The 15,714-nt window shown below is 67.3% G+C and carries 16 protein-coding genes; 13 read left to right on the forward strand and 3 right to left on the reverse strand.

Annotated features, from left to right (window positions below):
- The first annotated feature begins 5 nt into the window (after positions 1–5).
- Complete coding sequence (locus CAL26_RS03780; RefSeq protein ID WP_094845559.1) at positions 6–1,385, forward strand: MmgE/PrpD family protein; 1,380 nt, start codon at positions 6–8, stop codon at positions 1,383–1,385.
- 64 nt (positions 1,386–1,449) lie between these two features.
- Here CAL26_RS03780 and CAL26_RS03785 read toward each other — a convergent pair whose 3' ends face one another.
- A complete protein-coding gene (locus CAL26_RS03785; RefSeq protein WP_094845560.1) occupies positions 1,450–2,484 on the reverse strand; it encodes a ketopantoate reductase family protein in 1,035 nt (344 codons plus the stop codon).
- A gap of 158 nt (positions 2,485–2,642) precedes the next feature.
- On the opposite strand from CAL26_RS03785, the gene CAL26_RS03790 reads away from it, so the two are divergent.
- The 5 genes from CAL26_RS03790 (at position 2,643) to CAL26_RS03810 (ending at position 5,834) form a co-directional block, all read left to right on the forward strand.
- Positions 2,643–3,863: a helix-turn-helix domain-containing protein gene (locus CAL26_RS03790; RefSeq protein ID WP_094845561.1), complete on the forward strand. Its 1,221-nt coding sequence runs from the start codon at positions 2,643–2,645 to the stop codon at positions 3,861–3,863.
- A 46-nt stretch (positions 3,864–3,909) separates the two neighbouring features.
- Entirely contained in the window at positions 3,910–4,539 is a 630-nt protein-coding gene (locus CAL26_RS03795) for a Vgb family protein (RefSeq protein ID WP_094845562.1), read from the forward strand.
- Between the two features lie 47 nt (positions 4,540–4,586).
- Positions 4,587–4,739, forward strand: a complete 153-nt coding sequence (locus CAL26_RS28530; RefSeq protein WP_094845563.1) for a DUF2191 domain-containing protein — start codon at positions 4,587–4,589, stop codon at positions 4,737–4,739.
- On the forward strand, positions 4,736–5,116 hold the full coding sequence (locus tag CAL26_RS03805; protein WP_094845564.1) for a type II toxin-antitoxin system VapC family toxin: 381 nt from the start codon (positions 4,736–4,738) through the stop codon (positions 5,114–5,116). The genes CAL26_RS28530 and CAL26_RS03805 overlap by 4 nt, the downstream gene beginning before the upstream one ends.
- A 265-nt stretch (positions 5,117–5,381) precedes the next feature.
- Entirely contained in the window at positions 5,382–5,834 is a 453-nt protein-coding gene (locus CAL26_RS03810; protein ID WP_094845565.1) for a GNAT family acetyltransferase, read from the forward strand.
- A 31-nt stretch (positions 5,835–5,865) separates the two neighbouring features.
- Here CAL26_RS03810 and ptrR read toward each other — a convergent pair whose 3' ends face one another.
- Complete coding sequence (ptrR, locus tag CAL26_RS03815; RefSeq protein ID WP_094845566.1) at positions 5,866–6,753, reverse strand: putrescine utilization regulator PtrR; 888 nt, start codon at positions 6,751–6,753, stop codon at positions 5,866–5,868.
- Between the two features lie 155 nt (positions 6,754–6,908).
- Here ptrR and CAL26_RS03820 point away from each other — a divergent pair, with 155 nt between their 5' ends.
- The 3 genes from CAL26_RS03820 to CAL26_RS03830 all read left to right on the forward strand — a co-directional run bounded on the left by CAL26_RS03820 (position 6,909) and on the right by CAL26_RS03830 (position 9,679).
- Positions 6,909–8,291, forward strand: a complete 1,383-nt coding sequence (locus tag CAL26_RS03820; protein WP_256987943.1) for an aldehyde dehydrogenase family protein — start codon at positions 6,909–6,911, stop codon at positions 8,289–8,291.
- Positions 8,292–8,415: 124 nt separating this feature from the next.
- Entirely contained in the window at positions 8,416–9,105 is a 690-nt protein-coding gene (locus CAL26_RS03825; protein WP_094845568.1) for a helix-turn-helix transcriptional regulator, read from the forward strand.
- Positions 9,106–9,271: 166 nt separating this feature from the next.
- The gene (locus CAL26_RS03830) at positions 9,272–9,679 is read left to right on the forward strand and encodes a VOC family protein (RefSeq protein ID WP_094845569.1); all 408 of its coding nucleotides are present in this window, start codon (positions 9,272–9,274) and stop codon (positions 9,677–9,679) included.
- Positions 9,680–9,755: 76 nt separating this feature from the next.
- Here the strand turns inward: CAL26_RS03830 and CAL26_RS03835 are convergent, their stop codons facing one another.
- A complete protein-coding gene (locus CAL26_RS03835) occupies positions 9,756–11,282 on the reverse strand; it encodes a methyl-accepting chemotaxis protein (RefSeq protein ID WP_094845570.1) in 1,527 nt (508 codons plus the stop codon).
- Between the two features lie 205 nt (positions 11,283–11,487).
- Between CAL26_RS03835 and CAL26_RS03840 the strand changes: the two genes are divergently transcribed.
- The 4 genes from CAL26_RS03840 to CAL26_RS03855 all read left to right on the forward strand — a co-directional run bounded on the left by CAL26_RS03840 (position 11,488) and on the right by CAL26_RS03855 (position 15,690).
- Positions 11,488–12,186, forward strand: a complete 699-nt coding sequence (locus CAL26_RS03840; protein WP_094845571.1) for a GntR family transcriptional regulator — start codon at positions 11,488–11,490, stop codon at positions 12,184–12,186.
- Positions 12,187–12,291: 105 nt separating this feature from the next.
- On the forward strand, positions 12,292–13,266 hold the full coding sequence (locus CAL26_RS03845) for a Bug family tripartite tricarboxylate transporter substrate binding protein (protein WP_094845572.1): 975 nt from the start codon (positions 12,292–12,294) through the stop codon (positions 13,264–13,266).
- 58 nt (positions 13,267–13,324) lie between these two features.
- Positions 13,325–14,701 carry an MmgE/PrpD family protein gene (locus CAL26_RS03850; protein WP_094845573.1) on the forward strand — a complete coding sequence of 459 codons (1,377 nt, stop codon included), beginning with the start codon at positions 13,325–13,327 and terminating at the stop codon, positions 14,699–14,701.
- Positions 14,698–15,690 (forward strand): D-2-hydroxyacid dehydrogenase family protein, encoded by a 993-nt coding sequence (locus CAL26_RS03855; protein WP_094845574.1) that lies wholly within the window; start codon positions 14,698–14,700, stop codon positions 15,688–15,690. The genes CAL26_RS03850 and CAL26_RS03855 overlap by 4 nt, the downstream gene beginning before the upstream one ends.
- Positions 15,691–15,714 lie beyond the last annotated feature (24 nt).

Consider the following 15,714-nt stretch of genomic DNA (forward strand, 5'->3'; position numbering starts at 1 on the left):
AGACCATGTCCAAGGAAAGCAGGAACCCCGAAGTCTCGATATCGCAACGCCTGGCGCGTGGCATCCTGGCGGCGGAGCCGCAGAAGACCGCCGGCGCGCGTGAGGTCGGCCGGCGCATGTTGCTGGATATCGTCGGCATCTGCATCGCCGCGCGCGACCAGAACTATGTCGAGGCCGCCATGGCCGCGATCGACGGCGACGGACCCTGCACGGTACTGGGCCACGGGCGCCGCATGGGCGCGGAAGGCGCGGCCTTCGTCAACGGCATCGCCGCGCATGGCGAGGATTTCGACGATACCTTCGAGGGCGGGCCCGTGCATGCCGGCGTGGTGATCGTGCCGGCCTTGCTGGCGGCCGCCGAACGCCACGGGCTTTCCGGGCAGGACTTCCTGCGCGGCCTGGCGGTGGGATCGGAACTGATGTGCCGCCTGTGCGCGGTGGCGCCGACCAAGGTGCACAAGGCGGGTTTTCACCCGACGGCGGTGTTCGGCGTGATGGGCGCGGTGGCCGGCATCGGCGCGGCCTTGCGGCTGACGGAACAGCAGCTGGTCGATGCCTTCGGCATCGCGGGCAGCATGGCGTCGGGGATCATCGAATACCTGTCCGATGGATCGTGGACCAAGCGCATGCATCCCGGCTGGGCGGCGCAATCGGGCTATCGGGCGGTGCGGCTGGCGCTGGAAGGCTTCAAGGGCCCGCGCACCGTTTTCGAGGGCACGCATGGCTTGTTCCACGGCTTCGCCAATACGCTGGACGGCGACTTCGACGCGATGATGGCGGATTTCGGCCGGAAGTGGATCTGGGAAACCATCGCGTTCAAGCCTTACGCCTGCGGCACCATGTGCCATCCCTACATCGATTGCGCGCGTGAATTCGGCAAGCTGGGCGTCGATCCCGCGTCCATCGCCAGCATCGAATGCGAAGCCGCCGAAGGCGTGCTGCACCGCCTGTGGGAACCGCTGGACCAGAAGCGCTCGCCGCCGAACGGCTACGCCGCCAAGTTCAGCGTGCCCTATGCGATCGCGGTGGCGATCGTGCGGGGCGACGCGGGGCTGCGCGAATACGACGACGTGATCGTCAAGGACGCCGCCATCCTGGGCGTGGCGTCCAAGGTGTCCTATGTGGTGGATCCGCAGAATCCCTATCCCAGGCAGTTCACCGGGCACGTGCGCGTCAAGCTCACGGACGGCAAGGTGCACGAGTTCCGGCAGGGCTACTTCAAGGGCGGCGCGGAACATCCGCTCAGCGATGAGGACCTGACGCGCAAGTTCCAGGCGAACTGCGCCTATGGCGGGCTGGCGGAGGCGGATGCGCGCGCGCTGCTGGCGCATATCGACGGCGCCTTCGAGCGGCCCACGGTGGATTTTGCGCCAGCGAGGCGCTAGTCCGTCCCGGTCGTCCCGGCCGTCCCAGCCGCCATGCGCATGATGGCCGTCGACGACGCCGACGTCACGCGTCGGGCATACGCAGCGAGCGGTCCAGCCCACGCATCAGCGGCAGGATGCCATCGATGCGCGGGCAGCGGATGCCGGCTTCGCGGGCGAAGGCCTGCAGTTGCCCCAGGATGGCTTCCACTTCGGTGGGGCGGCCGGCCAGCGCGTCCTGCAGCATGGATGGCCGCGTGCCGCCTGTCGGGGCGCTGGCGCCGTTCCCGCCGTTGGGGCGGCGGCGCAGCGCCGTGTGCGCCTTTTCGGCCTGGTCGGCGACATCGCTGCCTTGCGCCGCCGCGATCTCGACCAGTTCTTCGATGATGCCATCGCCGATGGCCAGCAGCTCGGGATCCACGGACAGGTAGCTGGAGGGCAGGCGCGTCAGGGCGCACAAGGGGTTCAGGGCCGCGTTCAGCATCAGCTTGGCCCAGACCTCGCGGCGCAGGTCGAGCGAGGCTTCGCCGCCCAGGCCGGCCTGCGTCATGAAGTCCACCGTGGCGCGCAGGCGCGTGCTATCCGAGTTGTCGGGCTCGCCCACGAGCCAACGGTTCGGGCCGGTGTGGCGCACCACGCCCGGCTCGATGACCTCATTGGGTGCGTACACCACGCAGCCCAGCACGCGTTGCGGCGTCAGCGTGTTCCACAGTGCGCCGTCCGGGTCCAGCAGGGGCAGGGGGCCCGGATGGGGCTGGCCGTGTTTCCACCACCACGTCAGGCCGTTGGTAACGAACACGGCATGGCCTTCGGGCTTGAGCAGGGCCGCGATCGCCCCGGCCGTGGCGGGCAGGGCATAGGCTTTCAGCGTGACGAAGACGATGTCCTGCGGCGGCAGGTCCGCCGGCCGTTCGACCGCCTGCGCCGGGCGTCCGAAGACATCGCTGCCATTGGAAATCACACGCAGGCCATGCTGCCGGATCGCCGCCAGTTGCGCACCGCGGGCGATCACCGATACATTCGTCTGGTCGCCGGCCGCCGACTTGGCCGCTGAATGGGCAGCCAGATGAGCCGCCATGAATCCGCCTATGGCGCCAGCGCCGAATACGCAAACATCCATCACTGCTGCTCCCGGCGCGTGCCGCGCGGTGGTTGACGAAGGAGGGCGACGCGGCCTGTGGACGACGGCAGGACCGGATGCCCGACGCCTGCGCCAGCCGCGAGCTGCGCAGCATAGCACCGCCTTGTGCAGGACAGGTCAGATCCAGTGGAGATGCAATGGACCGCCTCATCACCTCGGCCGCCCGCGCGCTGGCGGGCGGCGACGCGCTGGGCGCGCTGAACTGCGTGGCCTTGCGGGAAGACCCGCAGGCGCTGGCGCTGCGCGGCATCGCCATGGCGCAGCTGACGGAGTTCGCGCGGGCCCGGCCGCTGCTGCGGCGGGCGGCCCGCGGCTTCGGCGCGCGCAACGCCCTGGCTCGCGCGCGCTGCGTGGTCGCGGAAGCGGAGATCGCACTGGTGTCGCGTGACCTGGCCTGGCCGGATAAGCCCCTGCATGCCGCGCTCGCCGTGCTTGAAGCCAGCGGCGACCGCATGAATGCCGCGCATGCGCGGCACCTGCATGTGCGCCATCTGCTGCTGCTGGGCAGGCTGGGCGATGCGGAGCAAGCCATTGCGGCCATCGATACCGCGGCCATGACCCCGGCATCGCGGGCGGCCCACGAACTCGCCGTCGCCGGCATCGCCATGCGCCGGCTGCGCGCGGCGACGGCGCGCGAGGCGCTGGCGCGGGCCGAACGCGCCGCGCGCAACGCCGGCATTCCCGCCTTGGCGGCGGAGGTGGAAACGGTGGCCCGCGTGCTGGAAGCGCCGGCCGCGCGCCTGCTTGTCCGTGATGGCGAGCGCCTGTTGCGCCTGGAGGAAGTCGAGGCGCTGCTGCGGTCGTCCACCTTCGTGGTCGACGCCTGCCGCCACGCCGTGGTGGAGGGCAACGTGACGGTGCCCTTGGCCACGCGGCCCGTGTTGTTCGCGCTGGCGCGGCTGTTGGCCCAGGCGTGGCCCGGCGATGTCTCGCGCGACGTGCTGATCGAACATGCGTTTCGTACGCGGCACGGCGACGATACGCATCGCGTGCGTCTGCGCGTGGAGATCGGCCGGCTGCGCAAGGCGCTGCGGGGCCTGGCCGACATCGACGCCACGCCGCGCGGCTTCGCGCTGGTCCCACGCGCGGGGCGGGAGGCCGCGGTGCTGGCGCATCCCGTCGACGAGCCACACGCGGCCTTGCTCGCCCTGCTGTCGGACGGCGAGTCCTGGTCCAGCTCGGCCTTGGCGATGGCGCTGGGCACCAGCCAGCGCACGGTGCAGCGCGCCCTGGAAGTGCTGGCGGCGCGCGGCCAGACCCAGTGCGCCGGCCAGGGCCGCGCGCGCCGCTGGATGGCGCCGCCGCCGCCCGGTTGCACGACAACCTTGTTACTCCCGTACCCCTTGCTGCCTGACTAGGATGAAGGCTCGCAAACACGGATGGACTTCGACAAGGACTCGACCCATGAACAAGCCAGCAGAAATCATTCGCGAACTTGGACCTTTTCCCGGGGTGTCGGCCGTGCACGGCCTGACCTTCGACGGGCGGCACGTATGGTTCGCCTCGGGCGACCGGCTGAATTGCGTGGACGGCGAAAGCGGCGCGACGCTGCGTACGATCGCGATGGAAGCCAATGCCGGGACGGCGTTCGACGGCAAGCACATCTACCAGATCGCCGGCGAACGCATCCAGAAAGTCGATCCCCGGACTGGCCAGGTCACCGGGTCCATACCCACGCCGGCCACGGGTTGTTCCGGCATGGCCTGGGCCGAAGGCTTCCTGTGGGTGGCCCAGTACCGCGAACGCAAGATCCACCAGGTCGACCCCGCGACCGGCGAGGTCCTGCGCAGCATCGAATCCAATCGCTTCGTCACCGGCATCACCTGGGTGGATGGCGAACTGTGGCATGGCACCTGGGAAGACGACGCCAGCGAAATCCGCCAGATCTGTCCGGAAACCGGCAAAGTGATCCAGCAGCTGGACATGCCGGCCGGCATCCACATATCCGGCATGGAATCCAACGGCCGCGACCTGCTTTTCTGCGGCGGCGGCCCCACCGGCAAGATCCGCGTCGTCCGCCGGCCGGTTCGATAGGTTGCGGGACTTTGCCGAGGCCCATCCAGGCTTGAAAGGCGCTGGAGATGGCTGGCCCTTCTTTCGACAAAGCGGATCTTTTTCGCGAGGCCATCCAGACTTTCGTACGCCTGCAGGCAGCCAAGCGATTGGCTGCATTGGGCGGAAAGCTGCCTTCCATGCAAGACATTCCCAGGCGCACCACGGAATCTGGCAAGTGAAGGGAGTCTTGGTCGATACCTCGGTGTGGGTGCAGCATTTCCGCGCGTCCGATGACGCGCTCGTTCGACTGCTCAGTCTGGACCTTGCCATGACGCATCCCATGGTGATGGCCGAGCTGGCGTGCGGCACGCCCCCGGCTCCACGCACCGAGGCCCTGAGTCATCTGGGCCTGCTGCGACAGACGCAGCAGGCAACCCTGCCCGAGGTCGTGGACTTCATCGAAAACGAAAAGTTGTATGGATTGGGATACGGGCTGGTAGATCTGGTTCTGCTGGCGTCCACCTTGATTACTCCAGATGCCGAATTGTGGACATATGACAAACGCTTGTCCGCATTGTGCGAGCGATTCGGCATCATGCATCGTCAGCCGAGGTAAACTTCCGCCATTCCTGCCTAGCCCGATCACGCGCACACATGCACGTACGCATTCCCGGCCTATCCGCCGTTTCCGCTTTCCGACGAATCACTCGACGCCGACGTTGAGTGGTTTCTCGCTGTCCGGTCGCTGATCATCGAATATCCAGCGATCAACCTTGAAGGCCACGACATCCCTCGTGGCCTTTTTTGTTTTCGAGTGCGCTTCCCGGCGCGGCCAAGGGTGATGTCTCCGGCCTTCGCTTTCACGCTGAAGGAGCGCAAGCATGCATCACCCTGACTTTCATATCCGGCCTTACCAGGATGCCGACGAAGCGGCCGTCATCCAGCTTTGGCAGGCCTGCGGACTGACGCGGCCCTGGAACGATCCGCGCAAGGACATCCAGCGCAAGCTGACGGTGCAGGCGGAATGGTTTCTGGTCGGTCTTGAAGGCAGCCGCGTCGTGGCGTCGATGATGGCCGGTTACGACGGCCATCGGGGCTGGATCAACTACCTGTCCGTCGACCCCGCCTGCCGCAAGCGCGGTTACGGCAAGGCACTGGTCGAGGCGGCCGAACAGCGGTTCATCGCCGCCGGTTGCCCGAAGATCAATCTGCTCATACGCGGCGACAACGTCCAGGTCCAGGATTTCTATCGCGGCCTGGGTTTCACGCTGGATGACGTGGTCAGCTACGGCAAGCGCCTGATCCCCGACACGCAGGAGCAGGCGCAAGGCTGAGGGCGGCCGCGCTACGCTGCCGCGGGCGCGCTCACGCGACCTGTACTTCCTGGGCGGCCTGCCGGTGTTCCCGCAGCATGGCGGCGAAGGCATCCAAGGCGCGCGAGGCGGTGTCCCGGCGCCAGACCAGCCAGGTCTGCAGCACCGAGAACCTGCCGTGCATGGGCCAGGCCGCCACCGACAGATATCCAGGCATGCTTTCCAGCATGGCCCTGGGGATGACGGCCAGGCCGCCGCCGGCGCTGACGCAGGCCAGCATGGTGTGGTACGACTCGATCTCGCGCACCTTGCCGGGGATGGCCTTGTCCTCGGCGAACCATTTCTCGAAGTGGTGGCGGTAAGAGCAGTTGTCGCGGAACACGTAGATGGTGTCCCCGGCCGCATCGCGCCCGCGCCGTACCGGCGCGTGCTGCGCCGGGGCGATGATGACCATTTCCTCGTCGAAGACCGGGATGCCGTCGATGGCGGGGTGCTTGATCGGACCGTCGACGAAGGCGGCGACCAGGCGGCCTTCCAGCACGCCGTCGATCATCGAACCGGACGGGCCTGTCGAGAGCTCCAGCTCGACGTCCGGATGGCGGGCGTTGAAGCGGGCGAGTATGCCCGGGATGCGGACCGCGGCGGTGCTTTCCAGCGAACCCAGGGGGAAGCTGCCGGCGGGTTCTTCGCCCGATACCGCGCTGCGTGCCTGGTCGACCAGGCTGAGGATGTTCTTCGCGTAGCCCAGGAAGTTGCGGCCTGTCGCCGACAGCCGCAGCCGGTTGTTTTCCCGGATGAACAGGTCCACCCCGAGGTCGGCTTCCAGCTGCTTGAGCCGGGTGGTCAGGTTGGACGGCACCCGGTGTATCTGTTCCGCCGCGGCGGCGATGCTCTGATGCTGCGCGACCGCGCAGAAGATTTCCAGCTGTACGAGATCCATGGCTCTTCCTGCGGGCGACGTCGCCCTGGCGTCCGCCTGCACTATATCCCGATCCTCTCGAAACGAGATCGTTTTGTTCATGAATATTCAGTTTTTGAGAGTCTTCCGCCGTCGTATCCTGGCGGGCGTCTATTGCTGATTCCAGGATGCCCTCGATGTCGAACCCCACGCATGCCATTTCCATCAACCCTGCCACCGGAGAAGAAATCGGCGCCTACCCCTACGACACGCAGGCCGTCCTGCATGCCGTGCTGGACCGCGCGGCAGCCGCCTTCGGCACATGGCGCCTGACGTCGGCGGCCGATCGCTGCGCGATGCTGAAGCGCCTGGGCGAAGCGCTGCGGGCGGACATCGATCGCCTCGCCGGCATGATTACGGCGGAAATGGGCAAGCCCATCGCGCAGGCCAGGGGCGAGATCGAAAAGTGCGCCGCCACCTGCGCCTGGTACGCCGAAAACGGCGCCCGCATGGTCGCCCCCGAACCCACCAGCGTGGAGAACGACGCGGCGTGGATCGAATTCCGGCCGCTCGGGACCGTGCTGGCGGTGATGCCCTGGAATTTTCCCATCTGGCAGGTCATACGCAGCGTGGTGCCGGCCCTGGTCTCGGGCAATACCTATGTCCTGAAGCACGCGCCCAACGTAATGGGCAGCGCCTACCTGTTGCGCGAGGCATGCGCCCGCGCAGGACTGCCGGATGGCGTGTTCCAGGTGGCCAATCTGTCCAACGACCTGGTATCCGAGGCGATCGCGGACGACCGCATCGCCGCCGTCACGCTGACCGGGAGCGTCAGGGCGGGCGCCGCGATCGGCGCGCAAGCCGGCCAGGCGCTGAAGAAATGCGTGCTCGAACTGGGAGGCTCCGATCCCTTCATCGTGCTGCCGGATGCCGACCTGGGCGAGGCCGTGCGGGCCGCCGTCCTGGGGCGGTTCCAGAACACCGGGCAGGTCTGCGCCGCGGCCAAGCGCTTCATCGTCCATCGCGACGTGGCCGATGCGTTCACCGAACGCTTCATCGCGGGCGCCAAGGCCCTGGTCGTGGGGTCGCCCGCCGACGCTGCCACCTACATCGGCCCGATGGCGCGCTTCGATCTGCGCGACGAACTTCACAACCAGGTGCAACGCTCGATACGGGAGGGCGCCGAGCTGCTCCTGGGCGGCCGCAAACTGGACGGGCCGGGCAACTTCTACGAGCCTACCGTGCTGGCCAATGTGACGGCCGGCATGACGTCATTCCGCGAAGAAATGTTTGGCCCGGTGGCGTCGATCATCCGCGCCGACGACGCGGATCACGCCTTGGCCCTGGCCAACGACAGCCAGTTCGGCCTGACGGCGACGGTCTATGCGGGCGACCCGCAACTGGCTCGCCGGCTGGCCGCCAGGCTGGAGGTCGGCGGCATATTCATCAACGGCTATAGCGCGAGCGATCCCCGGTTGGCCTTTGGCGGCGTCAAGAAGAGCGGCTTCGGCCGCGAGCTGTCGCACTTCGGCGTCCGTGAATTCTGCAATGTGCAGACGGTCTGGCTGGACCGGAAGTAACCGCTGCCTTTCCGCCCGGCTTCGGACTTTTGGGCAGGAATTGCGTGGAAATTGACAGTCCGGAAGGTCTGCCGGGCGGCATAATTCCGTCCAATGATCAACGTCACCGGAAGCGATCCGCGCAATGTCCCGCGCCCAAAGGCTGCTCGACCTTCTGCAGATCCTGCGCAGCCACCGTTACCCGGTGAGCGGCGCGCTCCTGGCCGGACAATTGGGCATCAGCCTGCGCACCCTGTATCGCGATATCGCGCTGCTGCAGGAGCAGGGGGCGCATATCGAAGGCGAGGCCGGCGTGGGCTATGTGCTGCGGCCGGGCTTCCTGTTGCCGCCCCTGATGTTTTCCGAAGAGGAAATCCAGGCCCTGGCGCTGGGATCGCGCTGGGTGTGGGAGCATGCCGACAACCAGCTGGGACAGGCGGCGCGCAACGCCCTGGCGAAGATCGCGGCGGTGCTGCCGGCCGACCTGCGGCACGATTTCGACGACGGGACGCTGTTCGTGGTGCCCGGCGAGCAGGTGGCGGATACGGCCGACGTTGCGCTGATCCGCGAGTCCATCCGGCGCGAGCGCAAGCTGCGCATCGAGTACCGGGACGAGCACGCGGCCGAAACGGCGCGCGTGATCTGGCCCTTCGCGCTGGGGTTCTTCGATCGGGTGCGCATCGTGGCCGCATGGTGCGAGCTGCGTCAGGGCTTCCGGCATTTTCGCACCGACCGCATCGTGGCCCTGGCGGCCCCGGGCGACCGGTATCCGGAGCGGCGGCAGTCGCTCTTGAAGACCTGGCGGCAGATGATGTCCACCGCCAGTCCGGAATGACTTCCTGTTGATGTTCCGGCGGCGCCGATCGCGTCGCGGGTCTCGATGATGCAGCCAACGCTGCTGACAAATTCTGACAGTATGGCCGGATAGGCTATCGCACCGCGCCGGCAAGCGAAGGCGCTGCGTATGGCTGCCGTTCGGCCGATGAAACGAGGAAAGCGCTATGCCACATCCTAACTACGTTCTGCTTTTCGTCGAAAATCCCATCATCAGCGCGGCATTCTATGCGTCGCTGCTGGATTGCAAGCCGGTGGAGGCGACGCCGTCCTTCGCGCTGTTCGAATTGTCGTCCGGCGTGCGCCTGGGCCTGTGGTCGCGGCGCGATGCCGAGCCCATGGTGATTTCGCGCGGCGGCGGGTGCGAGCTGGGGATACCCGTGGACGACGACAAGGCGCTGCATGCCATGTACGCCAGCTGGAAGGAACGCGGCCTGGCCATCGTGCAGCCGCCTACCGATATGGATTTCGGGCGCACCTTCGTGGCGCTGGATCCGGACGGCCACCGGCTGCGGGTGTTCCGACTCGGCGCGACCAGCATCAGGCGCGTCGAGGACGAGGCCATCGCCGCGTGATCGCGGCGCGGCCCCGGGTGGCCCGGGGTGGCCGAAAGACGCCGCCGGTCAGGCGTGGCCGGCTAGGCCTGACCCATCAAGCCGTGAGCAAAGGCGCGTTGGCGGCCTGCAGCCCATACGAGTCGGTATAGGCCGACTCGGCTTCCTCATCGGACATCGCTTCATGCACGCGCATCGCTTCCGCGCTGTCGTACAGCCTGAATGCGCCGATCGCTTCCAGCAACTGCGCGGCCTGGCTCTGCAGCGAGGCCGACGCGGCGGCGGCGGTGCCCACCAGCGCGGCATTCTGCCCGGTCAACTGATCGATCTCCGCCACGGCCGCATTCACTTCATCGATGCCGGCGCGCTGGGTCTGGCTGGCCTGGCCGATCTCCGCGACGATGGTGGCGACGCGCTGGACGCTTTCGACCATCTCGCCCATGACCGCGGCGGCATCGTCGGCCTTGCGCGCGCCGTTGTCGGTCTTGTCCAATGACGCGGTGATCAGCCCGCGGATATCCTTCGCGGCGGTCGCGCTGCGCTGAGCCAGCGCGCGCACTTCGGATGCCACCACGGCAAAGCCGCGGCCGCTTTCGCCGGCCCGCGCCGCTTCCACCGCGGCGTTCAGGGCCAGGATGTTGGTCTGGAAGGCGATGCTGTCGATCAGCCCGGTGATCTCGGAAATCTTCTGCGCTTCCTGGCGGATCTCGCCCATGACGCCGGCCACTTCGGTCACCGCCTGGCTGCCGGTGCCCGCCACCTGACGGGCGGCCACCGCCAGTTGGGCGGCCGTATTCGCATTGGACGCATTGTTGTGGACGTTGTCGGCCAGCATCTGCATCGACGCCACCGTGCGTTGCAGGGAATCCGCCTGCGTGCGTGTGCGCTGTTCCAGTTCCGCATTGCCCTGCGTCAGTTCGCGCGTCGCGCCGGACATGGCCAGCGCGTTCACACGCACGTGGTTCAGGGTGCGATGGACCGCGTCCATCGTGTTCTTGAAAGCGCCGGCCAGCTCGCTGTTCAGGTCCAGGCGGCCGAAGCGCAGGTCGAACGCGCCGGCTTCGCGGCCCAGGTGCGCGCTCAGGCGGGCGAGTTCTTCCGCCGCGACCGCGTCCTTCTCCATGCGCCAGGCCAGCCAGCCCAGCGCGCCGGCCTGGACCACCAGATAGGCCGCGTGCAGGGCGACGATGCGCAGTCCCGGCTGCGTGAAGCAGGACACGCTGTAGCCCCACTGCTGCAGGAAGTTGAAGGACACATGGTGGATCGCGATGACGACCGCGGCACAGGCGATGGGCCGCCAGTCGCGATAGGCCAGCAGCAGCGACAGCAGCACGAACACGCCGAAGTGCATTTCCGCCATGCCGGAAACCAGGTGGATCTGCAGGGCGGCGAACACCATGAGCGCCGTGGCCACCGTCAGGCGCGTGAACAGCCGCGACGGCAGCCAGACGATCAGCAGCGTGGGCAGCAGTACCGCCGGCACGCCGACCGCCAGCGCGGACGTCCAGCGGCCATATTGCGGCGCCAGGCACAGGGCGATGATGAACAAGGCCCATAGCAGGGGCAGCATGGCCCGGTCGACCCGGCGGTAAGAGGCTTCGAGTAACAGAGCGGTGTCTCGCATGGGCGTGTCCTGGAAACGGCAAAACTCACGAACCCCGCAATTTAAATCAGTTTGTGAATACTTGTCGCAGAAAATTTCCCGTGCGGCGCAAATATTCAATTTTGGGATGGGAGCCCGCCCGACAACCCGCGCGGCCGAATGTAGGACTGGCGCGGTCCTCGTCTAATCGTATACGATTAGACAAACGGCAATATCGGACGAATTCATGGACTGGTTGTCTTCCCCCGTCGGGCAGGAAAGCTTCGAGGAAATCAAGAACACCTCGCTGGGCAAGCTGGTGCGCGACCGCCTGCTCAGCCAGATCCTGGCCGGCGAGTTCGAACCCGGCCAGGCGCTACGGGAGTCCGAGCTGGTGGAACGCCTGAAGGTCTCGCGCGTTCCCGTGCGCGAAGCGCTGCGCGAGCTGGAAAGCTCGGGCCTGGTGGTGTCCCGCAAGCACTCGGGCGTATACGTACGCGAGCTGACCGACGCCGAGGTCGCGGATCTCTATCAATTCCGTTCGCTGCTGGACAGCCATGCCGGCCGCATCGCGTCGCGGTTGCCCGCCGAACGCCGCCAGGCCCTGGTCCAGGCGCTGGAGCCCTGCACCGACGCCATGGACGCCGCCATCCGCGAAGCCAATCCCCAGGCCTACTACCGCGAGAACCTGCGCTTTCATTGGCTGTTCATCGAATACGCCGGCAATCGCGAGATCGCCAAGACCTACCGCGAGGTGATCCAGAAACTGCACCTGGCGCGGTTGAAGAACCTGTCGTCCGAACCGCATCGCGAGCAGTCCAACGCGGAGCACAAGCAGATCGTCAAGGCCCTGCGGGAGTCATGCACCGCGGCGCAGGCCGAGGATTGCGCGCGCCTGCTCGCCGATCACGTCATCAACGCCCACGATCGCCTGTCGGCCATGTGAGGGCGCATCGCCGCGACCGCCCGAAGAGGCTGGCGAGCGGCACAGATAAAGGGATTCCATCTCGACCCCGTGTGGAAGTTCTACCCAGAAAAAAGGAGACATACCGTGAATCGTCGTTCATTCCTGCTGGGCGCGGGCGCAAGCGCCCTGAGCCTGCCCTACGCGTCCTTCGCCGCGTCCAAGTATCCCGACCATCCCATCACCTACATCGTGCCGGTGGCGCCGGGCGGCGGCAGCGACTACGTGGGCCGCGCCACGACCGCGGCCTGGGGCAAGGACCTGGATGCCAATTTCGTGGTGGAAAACCAGAGCGGCGGCGGCGGCGTGATCGCCTGCCAGAAGACCATGCGCGCCAAGCCGGACGGCTATACGCTGATGCAGGGCTACGTCGCCACCCTGGGCACCAGCCCGGCGACGCGCAAGGTGCCCTACGACCCGATCAAGGACTTCACGGCGGTGGGCATGATAGGCGGCACGCCCAACGTACTGGTGGTGAGCGCCAAGCTGCCCATCACCAACCTGAAGGAATTCATCGCCTATGCCAAGGCGCACAGCAATATGAACTACGGGTCGGCCGGCGCCGGCTCCCTGACCCACCTGCTGATGGAGCTGCTGCAGCAGCAGGCCGGAACGAAGATGGTGCACATTGCCTACAAGGGCATCGCGCCGGCTTTCACCGACCTGCTGGGCCAGCAGACCCAGGCCATGTTCCCGGGCCTGGCCGCGGCGGTGCCGCACCTGCGCTCGGGCGCCGTGCGCGCCATCGCCCTGACCGGCGACCAGCGCAATGCCGGCTTCCCCGATGTGCCCACCTTCAAGGAACTGGGCCTGGCGGGCTTCGACGACGTGCTCCAGTGGTACGGCGTGTCGGGCCCGGCCGGCATGGATTCGGGTATCGTCCAGACCTTGAATACGTCGTTGAACAAGGTCCTGAAGGACCCGGCGCTGGCCAAGCAGCTGGATACCGAGGCCATCATTCCCATGCCCATGTCGCCCGCGCAGTTCGCGGCCTACGTCAGCAAGGATTTCGAACGCTGGTCCAAGTTGGCGAAGGCGCAGAACATCAGCCTGGATGCATGAACGCTAGCCGGCGGCCTGGCCGCCACGGATTCCCCATACCTTCAACCTAGAGAAAAGCATGGCCCTGAACACCAAGATCGATGCCGATCACAATGCCCCGCCCGTGACCCGCACCCTGGCGGAATACGTCGTCAACCATCCTTCGCGCGGCTGGAGCGACGAGGTCGACCACGAGGCCCATCGCACTTTCATGAACTGGCTGGGCTGCGCGGTCGGCGCGGCGCACCATGAAGCGGCGCTGGCCGCGCTGCACGCGGTGCAGGTGCTGAAGCCGTCGGAGCAGGCCACCATCCTGGGACGCCGCGAACGCGTGGACATCGCCAGCGCGGCCTTGATCAATGGGATCACGTCGCATACCTTCGACTTCGACGACACGCACCTCAAGACCATCATCCATCCCGCCGGGCCGGTGTGCTCGGCGGTGCTGGCGCTGGCCGAACTGACGGGGGCCAGCGGCCGCCAGATCATCGATGCCATCGTGATCGGCATCGACGTGTCTTGCCGCATCGGCAATATGGTTTACCCGCAGCACTACGATCGCGGCTGGCACATCACCGGCACCACGGGCGGGTTCGGCGCGGCGGCGGCGTGCGCGCGCCTGATGGGACTGAGCGTGGACCAGACGCAGATGGCGCTGGGCATCGCGGCGTCGCAGCCGGTGGGCCTGCGCGAGCAGTTCGGCACGATGACCAAGCCCTTCCATCCCGGCGGCGCCGCCAAGGCCGGCCTGATGTCGGCGCTGCTGGCCCGCGAAGGCTTCACGTCCAGCAAGCGCGCCATCGAAGCGCCGCGCGGGTTCGCGCAGGTGGCGTCGACCAAGTACGATTGGAACGAGATCACCGACGAGCTGGGCAAGCGGTTCGAGATTTCCTTCAATACCTACAAGCCTTTCGCCTGCGGCATCGTGATCCATCCCAGCATCGACGCGTGCGCGCAACTGCGCGGCAAGGGTGTGACGCCGGAGAACCTGGAGCGCATCGACCTGCGCGTGCACTCGCTGGTGCTGGAGCTGACCGGCAAGAAGGAACCCGCGGATGGCCTGCAGGGCAAGTTCAGCGTGTACCACGGGTGCGCGGCGGGACTGATCTTCGGCCGGGCGTCGGAAGACGAATATGCCGACGATATCGTGAACCGTCCCGACGTGGTGGACGTGCGCCGCAAGGTGGTCGCGACGGTGGACGATGCCATCGACGAGGCCAGCGTGGATGCGGTGGCGACGTTGAAGGACGGCAGCAAGGTGCATATCTTCGTCGAACACGCGATCGGTTCGCTGCAGCGGCCGATGAGCGACGCCGACCTGGAAGCCAAGTTCAGCGGCATGGCGGACCAGGTGCTCGGCGCCGAGCAGACCCGCCAACTGATCGCCGCGTGCTGGGACCTGGGCAACGCCCCCGACGTCCGCAAGGTCGCGGAACTCGGGCGAGCCAAAGCATGAGCGCGATTGCTGGCCGCCCCAAGGTCGTCGTGCTGGACGACTGGGAAAACGCCCTGCGCGAGCGGGTGGACTGGAAGGCGATCGGCGAGCGCGCCGACGTCGCAATCCACAACACCATGCTGCGCGGCGAGGCCCTGATGGCCGCGCTGCGCGGCGTGCAATGCGTGGTGCTGATCCGCGACCGCACGCCGATGCCCGCGGAGCTGTTGCGGCAGCTCCCGGACCTGCGGCACATCCTGTTCACCGGTACGCGCAACACCAAGCTCGACCTGCACGCCGCGCTGGCCCAGGACATCGTGGTCAGCCACACCGAGTGGGGCCCGTCCAAGGCCAGCACCTGCGAGATGACCTGGTCGCTGATCCTGGCCGCCGCGCGCGGCATCCCCGGGCTCAACCTCACCCCCGAGCGCTCCGCCTGGCGGGATCCGTCCCGCGTCGCCTTCCTGCCCCCGGTGCTGCATGGCCAGCGCCTGGGCCTGGTGGGACTGGGCCAGATCGGCCAGCGCGTCGCCGCGGTGGGAAAGGCGCTGGGCATGGAGGTCGTCACGTGGAGCCCCCACATGACGGCCGAACGCGCGGCCGAACACGGCGCCCTGTCCGTCAGTCTCGAAGACCTGTTGAGCACGTCGCGGGTGGTCAGCCTGCATCTCGTGCCTTCCGCGCCGACCCGGCAGCTGCTGAACCGCGAACGCCTGGCGCTGATGCGGCCGGACAGCATCCTGGTGAACACGTCGCGGGCGGACCTGATGGATACCGAAGCCCTGGTCGACGCGTTGCGCGCCGGACGTCCCGGATTCGGGGCCTTCGATGTGTTCGATGCGGAACCGCTGCCGCAAGGCCATCCCTTGCTGGGCCTGAAGAACGTGCTGCTGACGCCGCACTACGGGTTCGTCGCCGAGCCGGTATTCCAGGAGTTCGCGCGCGGCGTGCGCGGCAACCTGGACGCCTGGCTGGCGGGCGAAGCCGTGCCCAATCGCGTGACGGGGTAGCCGGCGACCCGTGGCGCCGGTGGA

Source organism: Bordetella genomosp. 9, from assembly GCF_002261425.1.
Taxonomy (GTDB): Bacteria; Pseudomonadota; Gammaproteobacteria; order Burkholderiales; family Burkholderiaceae_B; genus Bordetella_C.